The organism is Sphingomonas zeae (assembly GCF_014197135.1).
Taxonomy (GTDB): Bacteria; Pseudomonadota; Alphaproteobacteria; order Sphingomonadales; family Sphingomonadaceae; genus Sphingomonas; species Sphingomonas zeae.
Genome location: NZ_JACIFA010000010.1, coordinates 113,298 through 126,540 on the forward strand (window position 1 = coordinate 113,298; position 13,243 = coordinate 126,540).

Here is a 13,243-nt window from a genome sequence, read left to right on the forward strand (position 1 = left end):
GATCGCCCCGCCCATCCATCAGGCCAAGTTGTTCACGAAGGTCTGACCGTGGTCGTCCCCTTCATGCTCCTCATTGTAGTGCTCGGGTTTCTCGATCACTTTCTGCCCGAACCGGGCATAGAGTGTCGGCAGCACGAACAGCGTAAGAAGCGTCGCCGAGATCAGACCGCCGATGACGACCGTCGCCAAAGGCTTTTGAACCTCTGCGCCGGCGCCTTCGCCCAGCGCCATCGGCACGAAGCCGAGGCTGGCGACTAGCGCGGTCATGATGACGGGTCGCAGACGCTGCATCGCGCCAACATGCGCGGCTTCCTCGCGGCTCATCCCTGATCGGATCAGATCTTGGATCGAGCTGACCATGACGAGGCCGTTGAGGACCGCGATGCCCGAGAGGGCGATGAAGCCCACTGCCGCCGAGATCGAGAAGTCCATGCCCCGCAGGAACAGCAACAGGACGCCGCCCACCAGCGCGAAAGGCACGCCGGTGAACACGATCGCGGCGTCGCGGACCGATCCCAACGCCCCGTAGAGGAGCAGCAGGATCAAGATGAAGCAAGCCGGAATGACCAGCTTCAGCCGTTCGCTTGCCGATTGGAGGTTCTCGAACTGGCCGCCCCATTCGAGATAGGTGCCGGCAGGCAGCCGGAGTTGGCTGCCGATCGCCGCCTGCGCATCCGCCACGACGGATCCGACGTCGCGGCCACGCACGTTGGCTTGCACCACCACGCGCCGCTTGCCGTTCTCGCGGCTGATCTGGTTCGGACCATCGACCACCTTGATCTCGGCGACGCTGGACAGCGGTACATAGCCGCCGCCTGCCACCGGCACCTGCACCTGTTGGAGCAGGCCGATGTCGGCACGCTGCGCCTCCGACAGGCGGATCACCACGGGGAAGCGACGGTCGCCCTCGAAGATCTGGCCCGATGTTCGCCCGCCGATCGTCGCAGTCACGGTGTCCTGCACATCCTGAGCCGTAACGCCCAACCGCGCCATCGCGTCGCGGTTGACGCGAATGTCGAGCATGGGAAGACCGGTCGTCTGCTCCACCTTCACGTCCGCTGCGCCTTGCGTTCTGCGCAGCACCGCCGCGATTTGCTCGGCCGTCCGGTTCATCTGGTTGAAGTCGTCCCCGAACACCTTCACCGCGATGTCGCCGCGCACGCCGGCGATCAGCTCGTTGAAGCGCATCTGGATGGGCTGGGTGATCTCGTAGGCATTTCCCGGAATCTTCGCGAGATTACCCTCGATCCGGCTGACCAGCTCCTCCTTGGGAAGCTCAGGATCCGGCCAATCCTTGCGCGGCTTCAGGATGACGAACATGTCGGTCGCGTTCGGCGGCATCGGGTCGGCCGCCAGCTCGGCGGTGCCCGTCTTGGAATAGACGAATTGCACCTCCGGCTGCTTCGACATCATCCGCTCGATCGGCACCTGCATCGCCTGGCTCTGCTGGACCGACGTTGCCGGAATGCGGAGCGACTGGATCAGCAAATCGCCTTCGTCGAGCTGCGGCAGGAACACCGAGCCGAGCGTAGTGAAAGCAAGCGCCGCCACCACAAGGCTTCCCACACCCGCACCGATCGTCAGCGTCGGGCGCTTCATGGCCCGGTCGAGACCGGGTTCGTAGCGCTTCTTCAGCCACGTGATGATGCGGCCGTCCTTCTCCTCGACCTTCTTCGACAGCCAGATCGCAATCATCGCCGGCACGAAGGTGAGAGAGAGGATGAAGGCGAAGGCGAGCGCGATGATGACGGTCAGCGCCATCGGTCCGAACGTTTTACCCTCCACGCCGGTCAGCGTGAGCAGCGGTACGTAGACGAGGATGATGATTGCCTGCCCGTACACAGAGGGACGGATCATCTCACGCGCAGCGGCTGCCACGGTCGCGAGCCGTTCCTTGACGCTGAGCAATCGGCCTTCATGATGCTGTTGCTCGGCAAGCCGGCGCAGCGCGTTTTCGACAATGATGACGGCGCCGTCGACGATCAGACCGAAGTCCAAAGCCCCAAGGCTCATCAGATTGGCCGAGACCCCAGCGCGCAGCATACCAAAGCCTGTCAGCATCATGGTGATCGGGATGACCAACGCCGCGATCAGGGCCGCACGGAAGTTGCCGAGCAGCAGGAAGAGCACGACGATGACCAGCACCGCGCCTTCGGACAGGTTTTTCGCGACCGTCTTGATCGTCGAATTGACCAGCTCGGTGCGGTTCAGCACCGGCTGAATTACGACGTCAGGAGGCAGCGAAGCGTTGATCGTCTTCAGTTTCTCAGCGACCGCGGTCGACACGATGCGGCTGTTCTCGCCGATCCGCATGATCGCCGTGCCGACGACGACTTCGGTACCGTTCTCCGATGCCGAACCCATGCGGATCGCCTGACCCGTCTTCACAGTCGCAACTTGTTCGACCGTGATCGGCACGCCGTTACGTGTCGCGATCACGGTCCTGGCCAACTCGCTGGCATTGCGAACGAGCGCATCCGAGCGAACAGCCAGACCTTCGCCATTGCGATTGACGAAGCCACCGCCGACGCTGGTGTTATTGCGCTCCAGCGCATTTCCCAGGTCCGTCAGCGTGATGCCGAGCGAGGCCAGCTTCTGCACGTCGGGCACGACGAGGAACTGCTTGGCGTAACCGCCAATCGAGTCGACACCGGCGAGGCCCGGTGTGGTCTTCAGAAGCGGCGTCACGATCCAGTCCTGCGCGGTGCGCAGGTAGGTCGCCTTGTCCTCTTCGGTCGTCAGTCGCTCGCCCTCTGGCGTGATGTAGCTGCCATCGGGCTGTTGGCCCGGTTCACCGGGCTTGTGCTTGTCGTCCTCGCGATGATCGAGACGAACGGTGTACATGTACACCTCGCCCAGGCCTGTCGCGATCGGACCCATTTCAGGGTTCACGCCGTCGGGCAGATTCTCTTGCACGCCCCGCAGACGCTCGCCCACCTGCTGGCGGGCGAAATAGATGTCCGTCGCGTCCGAAAAGACCGCCGTGATCTGCGCGAAGCCGTTGCGGCTCAACGAGCGCGTATATTCCAGGCCGGGGGTGCCGGCGAGCGCGGTTTCGATTGGAAACGACACCTGCTTCTCGACCAGCTCGGGCGAGAGGGCAGGCGCGCGGACGTTGATCTGGACCTGATTGTTGGTGATGTCCGGCACCGCGTCGATCGGTAGCCGGTAGAGGGAAAAGGCGCCGATGGCGGCGACGATGACGGTGAGGAGCAGGACTAGCCAGCGCTTCTCGACCGCCCAGGTTACGATACGGGCGATCATGGCTTAATCCTCGTGGCTCGCTTCGCCCTTGCCGATCTCGGCCTTGAGCGTGAAACTTCCGGTGGTGGCGATCTGTTCGTTGCCGGTCAGGCCCGACCGGACGATCACCGTGTCGCCCGACGCATCGCCGAGCTGGACCGGGGTCGCCTTGAAGCCGGTGGGCGTGCGCACGAACACGACCGACTTGCCCTCGAAACTCTGGACCGCCGTCGTCGGCACGCGGACCGCCCCGCTCCCGCCGCTGCCCGTGAGCTGCACGGCTGCCGTCACAGGCTCGCCGACCCGCCATTCGCCACCGCGATTGTCGAGGGTGGCGAGCGCAGGCACGAGCCGCGTCTGCGGATCAAGCGCCGGCGACACGAAGGTCACGCGGGCGGTCGCCTGACGGCCTGCCGCCTTCACCAGCACCGTATTGCCGGGACGCACCCGGCCCGCATCCTCGGGCTTGAGATTAAGCGCGATCGACACCTGGCTCAGGTTGGCGATGCGATAGAGTTCGGCATCCGCCGCGACCGTTTGTCCCAGCGTCACGGGGCGCGCAATGATCTGGCCCGAGATCGGCGCGGCAATGCCGAGCCGGTTGAGCCCGCCGCCGCCGACACCCGCCGCCGAAACCATGCTCTGCGCCTGCGTCAGGGCGATCCGCGCCTCCGTCGCCGCTGTGCGGGCGGCGATCAGATCCTGTTCAGGGGAGACTCTCTGCGCGAACAGCCGCTGTTCGCGCGCGAGGTTCGAATTAGCGAGCTGAAGCCGCGCCCGCGCCGCCTCGACCTCGCCCTTGATCTGCGCCGCCTCGCGGCTTTCGATGACCGCAATGGTCTGGCCGCGTCCGACCGATTGGCCGAGGTTACGGGTGAGCGCGACCACGCGTCCCGCAATTGCGGCCGAGACGACCTGCGTTCCCTGTGGGTCGCCCTCGATGATCGCGGGCAGCTCGATCGTCCCGGCCCCGCCGATGATCGGCCGTCCGACCTGGACGCCCGCTGTGGCGATCTGGTCGGCACCCAATGTGACGACGCCTTCACCGGCATGACCGCCTTCAGCACCGCCCTTTTCCGTGCCCGCTGCCGTCTCATTGGCAGCTGCGCCTTCGGCAGTTGCCTCGTTTCCGCCATCCTTGCCGCCGCAGGCAGCCAAGAGCAGGGCGAGCGACGCCGCGCCCGCGAGATAAAAGCTCTTCATCACTGATTCCCCCCATTGGGCGCACGAGCGGTCAGTCGCTCCACTTGCGCGCGGGCATTCTGGTAATTGGCAAGCGCGTCGATCGCGGCGACCCGCGTTTCGGCGAGCGTGCGTTCAGCATCGAGCAATTCGAGCTGGCCGAACTTGCCCTCGCGATAGCCGATCCGCGCGATGCGGGCGGCCTCCTGTGCAGCCGCCAGCGCCGGCCCCGACGCCGCACGAGCCGTCGTTGCGGCATTGGCCGCCTGCGCCTGCGCGTCCGTGATCGCCTGTTCGATGTCGAGCGCGGTCACGCGGCGCTGCGCATCCGCCTGGGTCCGCTGCGCGGTCGCCTGCGCAATCGCGGCGCGACCATTGTTGAACACCGGGATCGGGATCGACACGCTGAACACCGCCGCCATGTCGTTGGTCGCTTCCAGGCGGCGGATCGACGGCCCGACGTTCAGGTCAGGCACGCGATTGGCGCGCGCGAGCCGCACGCCGGCTTCGGCAATGGAGAAATCCGCGTTGGCTGCCGCCAGCGCGAGTGTGCCGGTCGTGTTGACCGGTGCCAACGGCCCATAGACGTTCACACCGGGAAGGCGATCGAGCAGCGTGTCATCGAGCAGGCCGTCGATCGGCCGTCCGATCCGACGCGCCAGATTGGCGCGGGCCGCCTCGGCCAAGCGAAGCTGCCGCTCCACATTGGCGTCGGCATTGATACGCGCGACATCCGCGCGCTGTTGCTCGAGTGGCGATGCCCGCCCTGCCTGCACGCGAACGCTCGCGGCCCGCAGCGCATCGCTGGCGATCCGGGCCTGATCGCGGGCTGTCATTACCCGGCGATCGGCCGCGACCGCTTCGACATAGAGCTGCGTTACCTGAAGCCGGACATCCGCCGCGATGATCGCGGCCTGGATCTCGGCCCGGGACAATTGCGCATTGGCGACCGCGACGCGGGCGCCGCGCTTGCCGCCTAGCTCGATCGGGATCGCAAAGCCGACCGTGGTTTCCGCGCTGCGGACCCCCCGATACGGCCCGGAGCCGATGACATTCTCGACTTGGCCTTGAACCACCGGATTGGGCCGCAAGCCGGCGACTGTGCGACCTGCACGGGCCGCGTCGATTCCAGCTGTCGCCGCTTCCGCAGCAGGGGCCGAACCGCCCGCTGCACTGACCGCTTGGTCAAGCGTGTAGACCGGCGCATCCTGCGCAACAGGCGCGGACGGTCCGACCTGCGCCTGCGCCATCGTGGCGCAAGACGCTGCGGCCAGCATGGCCGCGAGGATACGATTCATGAAAATAGGACTCCTGACGATGATCGACAGGGGCGCGCCAACGCACGCCCAAATCGGACGTCAGGCTTGGGGGGGCCTCAAATGGACCATGCCGGTGCGGCCGTCGAGCGACGCAGAGGCGGAGATTGTCGGCTTGGGCACTGTGAGGACGGGGGTATATTCCATCGTCGTGCGCGCAGGCGCGCCGACGTCGTGTCCGTGACAATAATTGTGATGATGCGGGACATTCTTGTCCGAGTCCGATGGCACCTGATCGATGTCACCGGCGGTATGGACCGTGAACTCAATGCCCGCGATGCTTCCCCCCGCCAGATCGGCGGCATGGGCCATGCCGGAGAAGCTGGTCAGGACCAGCATCAGGCATGTCAGGAAAGGCAAAAAGGCTCGCACTAGCTTGCCTCTATCACGGAAGGGTTTTCATGTCATTGCACTAATTCGAACCAAGGGTCACTGAGCCGGAACCCGAGCGGGATCGGTCGCGCCCGTTCCAGGCGAACCCGACCGCAATGGCGACCGCCATCAGGAGTTGCGCCAGCACCGATTGCCAAGTGGGAAACACGCCGAGCATCGACAGCCGTGGCACGTCCGCGAGCGGTGCGATGTTGATAAGGCCGGCTTCCTGGAGCGCGGCGACGCCTTTACCCGCCAGCACGACGGTCAGGACCGCCATGAGCCAGGAGCTATAGCGGAAGAACTGCGCGATCGGCAGCTTGCGACTGTAGCGAAGCATGGCCCAAGCGATCAGGCTGAGCAGTCCAATCGCCGACCCGGCCCCCGCGAGAAGCATCCCGTTGTCACCTTGCGCCGAAAGCGCGGCATAGAACAGGATCGTCTCGAAGACCTCGCGATAAACTACGACGAACGCCAGCCCGAACAGGAACCAGCCCGACCCGCCCGAGAGCGCCCGCGACATCTTCTCGCGAATATAGCGCTGCCACTGATCGGCCTGCGCCTTGCCGTGCATCCAAATCCCGACCGAGAGCAGCACGACCGCGGCGAACAGCGAGCCAAACCCTTCCGTCAGCTCCCGGCTCGCACCGCTGATCCCGATCGCATAGGTGGCGACCGCCCAGGTGATCCCGCCCGCGATGATCGCGCTGACCCAGCCGCCATGCACGTACCGCAGCGCCTCGCCGCGCTCGGCTTTACGCAGGAACGCGATCATGGCGACGACGATGAGCAGGGCTTCGAGCCCTTCACGCAGCAGGATCGTGAACGCGCCCAGGAACGTGGACGCCTCGGTGGCGGCATCGGGCGCGAGCGCCGCTTCTGCATCATCGAAAAAGCCGCCCAGCACCGTGACCTTCTCCGCGAGATCATCGGGCGATGCGCCCCGGTCGATCGCGGCGCGGAACTCCCCCATGGCGCCCTCGATTCGGCCCATCAGCGTCGCGTCGCGCGCGGTGAGCGTTGGTTCGATCGGCTCGAACCCATCGAGATAGGCTGACAGCGCCAGCTCTTTTGCCATCCGCGCATCGCCACGCCGGGCAGCGGCCACGCTTTCGGCGAGTTTGGCGCGGGCGACCGCGAGCGAGCCGGGAGCCTGTTGCATCACCTGTTCAGGGTGGCGACGCAGGAACGCGAGCACGGCGTCAGCCTTGGCGTCGCCGATCGCCGCGCCGAGCGCGGCCGGGGTGAGTGCGACCAGGGTTTTCAGGTCCGGGATGCGACGGCGAAGGGTCGGATCGGATTTCCACAGCCGCTCGCCTTCGCGCGCCTGCGCGTCCGTGAAGGCGAAGCTCCCGGCTCGGAATGCTACCGCCCAGCGCTGATCGTTCGGCAGATCGGCGAAGCTCTGCATCGCCGTCCCGTCGATGCCCTGCGTCACCACCTGATAGAGCGCGAAGACGCTGCGCTGGCGCGCACGTTCGGCATCGGTAAAGGCGATCGGGGGTGTCGCGAGCTTGGCGGCGTCGGGGCCACGGCCGTTGCCCGTCATGCCGTGACAGGACGCGCAGGATTGTTGGAACAGGGCATGGCCGGAGACGAGGTTCGGAGCCTTATCGGGCGCGAGCGGCACCGGGTAGGCGCGCAGCAGATCGGCCGCGAGCCCGTGCGCCAGTGTTGCCACCTGTTCAGTCGATCCCTTTTCCGCGATTACCGCTTGGAGGTTGGCGGCCCGCTGAATGAGGGCTTGGCGCTCCGGCTTCGCCGGCAGGCCTTGAAGCCGTGTCGAGACCGACGCGGCAAACTCATTCATTTCGGCGTATTCCGACGCGCTCTTGATCCGACCGTTCGCGACCGCGCCTCCATAATCGACGGCCATATAGTCGAGCAGCCGCCATGCGGTTTGCACGTCGCCGGGTTCGGCGAATGCCGCAGCAGGGATCAGCAGCGCAGCGAGCGCGGCGAGCAGCCGCAGCGAGAGCATTGCCCGGATCAAGGTGAGCAGACGCACTACCGCTCTCCCAGTTCGCGCCGAGCGCCAGTGACGATTTCATAAGCGGAGTGGAGGAACAGGAGGGCGATGAGGCCGGCGACGGCGAGGTCCGGCCAGGCGCTTCCTGTCCACGCCACCAGACCGGCCGCGGCGATCACCGCGACATTGGCGAGCGCGTCGTTGCGGCTGAACAGCCAGATCGCGCGAACATTGGCGTCCCCTTCCCGGAAACGCGCAAGCACCAAGGCGGACACGACATTGATCGCGAGCGCGACAACGCCGATTGTGCCCATCAGTTCGGCATCCGGCGCGGTTGCGTTCAGGGCGCGCCAAATCGCGAAACCGATTACGCCCACGCCAAGCGCACCGAGAAACAACCCCTGCGTCAGCGCGACCTTTGCCCTCGCCCGTGCGGACCAGGCAAGCGCGAGAAGACCGATAAGGCTGATCGACCCGTCCCCGAGAAAATCGAGGGAATCCGCTTTCAGCGCTTGGCTATCGGCGATGAACCCGCCGAACAGCTCGGCGACTCCGAAGCCGAGGTTGAGCACCACGACGGTCAGCAGCGCACGGCGATAGGCCGGATCGGTTTGCGCGCGCGCGGGCTCCCCGTGGCACCCGCAGCTTTCGGTAGAAGCATTCATGCGGCCTTCCTTACCACCTCCAGTCGCTGTAGAAGCAAGCGAAATGTGCGACACGTTCGCATTAGCAAGGATGGCATGATGAAGCCGGTGATGATTGGGCAGCTCGCCAGCGAGACGTCGACAAAAGTGACGACGATCCGGTTTTATGAGTCGATCGGGTTGCTGCGCTCCGCCCCGCGCACGGCGTCGGGCCGTAGAACCTATGATGCCAGCGACATCGAGCGTTTGCACTTCATCCGCAACGGTCGCCGGCTCGGCTTTTCGGTCGACGAAATACGATCGTTGATGGGGCTGGCGCAGAACCCGGACCAGGATTGTGGTGCCGCCTCAGCTATCGCTGCTCAGCACCTCAAGGATGTTGAGGAGAGGCTGGCGCAACTCGCGGTGTTGCGGGATGAGTTGGCAATGCTCAGCCAGAGCTGCACCAAGGCGCGCATGGCCGATTGTCGGATCATGAAGGCGATCGGCAAAGGCCACCCTCAAGCCGATCAGTAATAGTCGGCTAGCCTGAGGTCGCGCACATCACCCGAGGCTATCGTCAGCTTTACGAGGGTGCCAGCAGGCCGGGAGCGCACTTGCCAGAGCTCCCCACGCGTATAGTTCGCATCGATCGAATGGCCGTTCACCGCCACGATCCGGTCGCCAACCGCCCAGCCAGCCTTTTCCGCGGGACTGTTCGCCGCCACATGAACGACGGTGAGCGCCGTTGGTGAGGCTGCGAGGCCAAGGCCGCTACGGTCCTTCAGCATCGGCAGGCGACGACGAGGACCGAGTGGCCGGAGCCACACGAATCCGGCGGTCACGTCGAACACCACGTCGAATTGAGCGATCAGCGGTAGGCCGACATTGCCAACCGTGCTGGTGGAGAGCCAAGCTCTCATCCCGAGTGTGGGGACGTTCGAGACGCCAAGCCCTTCAATGTTGATGTTCTGGGTTGTGAAAGCATCGTTGACCCGCACGCCATCGACGCCGCCGATCGCCGCGGTCGAGACGAGCTTCCCGTTCAACAGCCCTTGATCGCGGGCATAGGCCGACGAGAGCATCAGCGCGGCCGAGCTGCCAAGATCGATCATCAAGGGCACGGGAGACAGGCCCTCGACGGAGGCCCGGATGAACAGCTCCTGCTTGGCACCGCGTCCGAGCGCGACAGCGCGCCAGTCGGGGCCGGCGAGAAACGTGCCTGACTTGACGACCGCCATACGCCTGTTCGCGAAATCGAGCGCGATGCAGCTGCCCGTGAACATATCGGCACCGAGGAGAACGTCGATCGGTCGTCCGAAGGCCGCCGACACTGAACTCAGATCACCAACAACGGCAAAGGGTAAGCGACGGGTTTCGCGGGCGAGCTGTACGTCGATGTCGCGGACCAGCAGCACCGGGGCCTTGGCGCTCAGCCCGCTAATCATGCGCCGCTCACCATTGTTCAAGCCGAGCTTCGTCGCGAGCGCCGTGCTCATGATCGACGCGCCGCTGCCACTGTCGAGCACCGCCCGCGCCGGCACTCCGCGCACTTGTGCCGAAACAAGGAGGGTATCACCCGTGCCGACTTCCAGCGGCTCCCATTCGAGGTGAGCCGCGCCGAAGTTCCACGAGGCCGCAGACCGGGAAGTCTGTCGCGCGAGCGTTGGAGAACCGAGCACCAAGCCGGTTCCACAGGCCACCAGCCGCGCCACTAATGAGCGTCGAGACATACCGATTGCTTCAACACGGGCCGTCAAAAAGCCACCTCCAGCCCCCCGTCCGCAGGAGAGCAAATTGCGGTTACATGCTCTAGCAACTGGAGGAGCAAGGGTTTTTGAAGCGCCCGAAATGCTATCCTGTTCAAATGCCCTCTCGAAAATGAGCAGTTGAGGCAGGTCAGGAACCGGTCGAATAAGACCGAAGTAGGCAATTTCGCTTGCGCGACCTTGGCGAGCAGGACCCCAGTTCACGAAGAAACGTGAAGCTATCGCCTCACCCGCAGCAGCCCGCCACAGTCCCGTTTGCTTTCGCTTCCTGGATCGGAGGGCATGGGACATCGCCAAATGAGCAGAACACGCAGCAGTCGCCAGCCAGGGGCCGCAGCACCACCGCGCAATGCCGGCAATCATAGAAGAATTGGCAGGCGTTGGTGGGCATCCTTTCGGTGGCCACCCCGCCGCATTTGGGACAGGTCAGGGTTGAGGTGAGCTGCATCAGGAAAGCGCGTTCATCAGCGGCGCTTCTAGGAGGTCCCAGGCGAACGCGATAAGCGTCAGAACCGTTCCGATCGCGAGCAGGATAGGTGTCGCGCGCGAGGGCAGCGGCATTGTGCAGGACCGGTCCCCAGCACAGGACCTCCGCCGCTGCGCGTAGGCCCACCACCCAGCAGCCAAGCCGATGAGGGAGGTCGCCGTTAGCGGCCACCGTAGTGGTATCAGCGCGGCGAAGTTGCTGGACAGGCCCGCCCCCAGGCCGAGCGCCGCGAGTGCGAGGGGCAGGACGCAGCATGACGCCGCAGCTAGAACAGCGGCTAAGCTCGCAAGCGCGCCGAGGGCGGATAGCCCCGTGTCGGCGCGACGTCGTGACGTTGGTGCGCCTAGGGGTTCACGCGGGATGGTCTCTTGGTTCATCTATCGCCTCTAGCGGGTTAGCCCGTTATGCATCCTGTAGTGACTACAGGAGCAAGCAATATATGCGCGTTGAGGAAAGCATCACGATCGGCGAGCTGTCTCGCCGGACTGGCGTGAATATCGAGACGATCCGGTACTTCGAGCGCGTTGGTGTTCTCGCAACGCCACCCCGCACAAGCGGCGGGCGGCGGGTATATGGGACCGGTCACGTCCGCGCACTTGGGTTCGTCCGTCGCGCGCGCGAACTCGGCTTCTCCCCGGCCGAGGTGCGCGCGATCCTGTCTCTTGGCGGTTCTGCGCAGGCGTCATGCAGTGAGGTCCGCGAGATCGCGGCTCACCATCTAGAGCGTGTGCGCGCTAAGATGGAGGATCTGGCGCAACTAGAAAGCCTGCTGGCTGCGACCATCGACCGTTGCGAAGGCGACGGGGCGGCGAGGTGCGCCGTGATCGACTTGCTGAACCAACATTCGACTGCGTAGATGTCGCATCGCACCCCGTACTCGCGCAAACGGTCGATAACGGAGCCGATCACCATCACCACGGCACGCGGCCCTAGCCACCTATGTGGACGTTGCGCATCACGAAGCCGCTTTTCGGAAGCGCTGGCAGCCTGGCGAAATCGATGCTCAGGTCTTGGTCCGGTACGTCATAGCGCATCGCGTTGACGAGGAGGTGTGCCGCCACCTTCATGATCGCGAGGACGATCCATTCGCCGGGACAGCGATGGCCGAGATAGTGATCGCCGCCGCCCTGCGGAATGAAGTTGAAGGAGTCTTCGTCCCAAGCCCTGAAACGCTCAGGGCGAAACTCCTGGGGGTCGGCCCAGGTCGCTGCGTCGTGATTGCTCCCATAAAGGTCTAGCACCACTTGACGCCCTTCCGGAAAGGCCATCCCCTCCCACTCGAAATCTTGGCTCGCGCGCGCCACCACAGCGGGAAAGAAGGGATAGAATCGGCGGACCTCTTGGACGAAGAGCTCGGCATAGTCCGGCTGCTGAACCAAGGCCGCCCTGATCCCTGAACAGGTTTGCAGCGCGTGGGCGACGAAGGTGATGTACACTGCGATCGCGACGGTCGGGCGAAGGACATTTACCAGTTCGACCGCTGCGACGTGCGGCGAAAGAAGATCGTCGTGCCGGTCGCGATGCCAGGCTATCGCGTAAGCCGCGGTCCCCGAGCCCGAGCCGATGCTCCCGGCCCGAATGCCTTCAATGATCCGCTTCGCCCATGCGTCGACGCGACGACGGGCCAGCCGTGACCAAAGATGCCTTGGGCTCGCCGAGCCGGCGGCGTCGAACAGCGCCCGCAGCTCGCCCGCGCGGTTGCCGGCTTCATCGTCCGGAAGAGGAACTCCCGCCCAAGCGCATACCGCTCGCGTCAGCGGCTCATGCAACTCGTCATAGAAGACGATCTCTCCTTTGCGCGTCCAGCCCGGCACCGCCCTGCGCCACTCGGCCTCGAACAATTGCGCCAGCGCCCGCACGCGCTCTGGTGTCATCAGGCCCATGAACATCTGCTTGCGGTGCCGATGGGTCTCGCCGTCCAGACCCTGAACGCCGCCTTGGCCCAGCAGTGTCTTCTGAATAGCGACCGGCATGGCACCTTCGCGCTCGAAGCGGGTCGTATCGTAGAAGATTTCGGCGGCCTTGGCCCCCTTAAGGCAGTTGGTCTTTTTCAGCAGGAAACGGGATTCAAAAGCGTTTGCGCCTAGGCGCTGGCACTGCCTGGAGATGAACCGATAGGGATCGGCGAGGAGAGAAAGGGTTTCGTCCGGGCCTTTCGTGTGTGGTGTCTTAGGCATGACCGGTCCGGTGATTGTTGGGTCTCCTTTGATTAACTCGGAGGAATATCACGGGTTGCAGGCTCACGACAGGTGACGAACGAGGACGATCAGGGCGGAGCAGGC

12 protein-coding genes are annotated in these 13,243 nt (G+C 64.8%); 2 read left to right on the plus strand and 10 right to left on the minus strand.

The genetic code is table 11. The features are described 5' to 3' along the window. Window positions 1–18 precede the first annotated feature (18 nt). The 6 genes from GGR45_RS14695 to GGR45_RS14720 all read right to left on the minus strand — a co-directional run bounded on the left by GGR45_RS14695 (window position 19) and on the right by GGR45_RS14720 (window position 8,747). Window positions 19–3,264, minus strand: a complete 3,246-nt coding sequence (locus GGR45_RS14695) for an efflux RND transporter permease subunit (RefSeq protein ID WP_004212878.1) — start codon at window positions 3,262–3,264, stop codon at window positions 19–21. Window positions 3,265–3,267: 3 nt separating this feature from the next. Next, window positions 3,268–4,446, minus strand: coding sequence for an efflux RND transporter periplasmic adaptor subunit (locus tag GGR45_RS14700; protein ID WP_004212877.1), 1,179 nt, complete (start codon window positions 4,444–4,446; stop codon window positions 3,268–3,270). Then, entirely contained in the window at window positions 4,446–5,723 is a 1,278-nt protein-coding gene (locus tag GGR45_RS14705; protein WP_004212875.1) for a TolC family protein, read from the minus strand. The genes GGR45_RS14700 and GGR45_RS14705 overlap by 1 nt, the downstream gene beginning before the upstream one ends. Before the next feature lie 60 nt (window positions 5,724–5,783). Continuing rightward, a complete protein-coding gene (locus tag GGR45_RS14710) occupies window positions 5,784–6,080 on the minus strand; it encodes a hypothetical protein (RefSeq protein ID WP_017980802.1) in 297 nt (98 codons plus the stop codon). Between the two features lie 73 nt (window positions 6,081–6,153). Further along, on the minus strand, window positions 6,154–8,121 hold the full coding sequence (locus tag GGR45_RS14715; protein ID WP_020486673.1) for a cytochrome c/FTR1 family iron permease: 1,968 nt from the start codon (window positions 8,119–8,121) through the stop codon (window positions 6,154–6,156). Next, on the minus strand, window positions 8,121–8,747 hold the full coding sequence (locus GGR45_RS14720) for a cation efflux transmembrane domain-containing protein (RefSeq protein WP_004212870.1): 627 nt from the start codon (window positions 8,745–8,747) through the stop codon (window positions 8,121–8,123). The genes GGR45_RS14715 and GGR45_RS14720 overlap by 1 nt, the downstream gene beginning before the upstream one ends. 78 nt (window positions 8,748–8,825) lie before the next feature. On the opposite strand from GGR45_RS14720, the gene GGR45_RS14725 reads away from it, so the two are divergent. Beyond that, a complete protein-coding gene (locus tag GGR45_RS14725) occupies window positions 8,826–9,242 on the plus strand; it encodes a MerR family transcriptional regulator (RefSeq protein ID WP_004212867.1) in 417 nt (138 codons plus the stop codon). Here GGR45_RS14725 and GGR45_RS14730 read toward each other — a convergent pair. The 3 genes from GGR45_RS14730 to GGR45_RS14735 all read right to left on the minus strand — a co-directional run bounded on the left by GGR45_RS14730 (window position 9,236) and on the right by GGR45_RS14735 (window position 11,338). Further along, complete coding sequence (locus GGR45_RS14730) at window positions 9,236–10,438, minus strand: aspartyl protease family protein (RefSeq protein WP_081609172.1); 1,203 nt, start codon at window positions 10,436–10,438, stop codon at window positions 9,236–9,238. The two genes, GGR45_RS14725 and GGR45_RS14730, sit on opposite strands and share 7 nt — an antisense overlap. Before the next feature lie 262 nt (window positions 10,439–10,700). Then, a complete protein-coding gene (locus GGR45_RS19850) occupies window positions 10,701–10,922 on the minus strand; it encodes a GDCCVxC domain-containing (seleno)protein (protein ID WP_081609171.1) in 222 nt (73 codons plus the stop codon). Then, window positions 10,922–11,338: a mercuric transporter MerT family protein gene (locus GGR45_RS14735; RefSeq protein WP_017980799.1), complete on the minus strand. Its 417-nt coding sequence runs from the start codon at window positions 11,336–11,338 to the stop codon at window positions 10,922–10,924. Before GGR45_RS14735 ends, GGR45_RS19850 begins: the two co-directional genes overlap by 1 nt. Before the next feature lie 62 nt (window positions 11,339–11,400). Here GGR45_RS14735 and GGR45_RS14740 point away from each other — a divergent pair, with 62 nt between their 5' ends. Then, window positions 11,401–11,817, plus strand: a complete 417-nt coding sequence (locus GGR45_RS14740; RefSeq protein WP_017980798.1) for a MerR family transcriptional regulator — start codon at window positions 11,401–11,403, stop codon at window positions 11,815–11,817. Between the two features lie 73 nt (window positions 11,818–11,890). Here the strand turns inward: GGR45_RS14740 and GGR45_RS14745 are convergent, their stop codons facing one another. After that, the gene (locus GGR45_RS14745; protein ID WP_017980797.1) at window positions 11,891–13,138 is read right to left on the minus strand and encodes a cytochrome P450; all 1,248 of its coding nucleotides are present in this window, start codon (window positions 13,136–13,138) and stop codon (window positions 11,891–11,893) included. Between the last annotated feature and the right edge of the window lie 105 nt (window positions 13,139–13,243).

Coding starts and splice junctions, on each gene's coding strand:
- GGR45_RS14700 (WP_004212877.1), bottom strand. CDS start 4,446: ATGAAGAGCTTTTATCTCGCGGGCGCGGCGTCGCTCGCCCTGCTCTTG.
- GGR45_RS14705 (WP_004212875.1), bottom strand. CDS start 5,723: ATGAATCGTATCCTCGCGGCCATGCTGGCCGCAGCGTCTTGCGCCACG.
- GGR45_RS19850 (WP_081609171.1), bottom strand. CDS start 10,922: ATGCAGCTCACCTCAACCCTGACCTGTCCCAAATGCGGCGGGGTGGCC.
- GGR45_RS14735 (WP_017980799.1), bottom strand. CDS start 11,338: ATGAACCAAGAGACCATCCCGCGTGAACCCCTAGGCGCACCAACGTCA.
- GGR45_RS14695 (WP_004212878.1), bottom strand. CDS start 3,264: ATGATCGCCCGTATCGTAACCTGGGCGGTCGAGAAGCGCTGGCTAGTC.
- GGR45_RS14720 (WP_004212870.1), bottom strand. CDS start 8,747: ATGAATGCTTCTACCGAAAGCTGCGGGTGCCACGGGGAGCCCGCGCGC.
- GGR45_RS14745 (WP_017980797.1), bottom strand. CDS start 13,138: ATGCCTAAGACACCACACACGAAAGGCCCGGACGAAACCCTTTCTCTC.
- GGR45_RS14725 (WP_004212867.1), top strand. CDS start 8,826: ATGAAGCCGGTGATGATTGGGCAGCTCGCCAGCGAGACGTCGACAAAA.
- GGR45_RS14730 (WP_081609172.1), bottom strand. CDS start 10,438: ATGTCTCGACGCTCATTAGTGGCGCGGCTGGTGGCCTGTGGAACCGGC.
- GGR45_RS14740 (WP_017980798.1), top strand. CDS start 11,401: ATGCGCGTTGAGGAAAGCATCACGATCGGCGAGCTGTCTCGCCGGACT.
- GGR45_RS14710 (WP_017980802.1), bottom strand. CDS start 6,080: ATGCTGGTCCTGACCAGCTTCTCCGGCATGGCCCATGCCGCCGATCTG.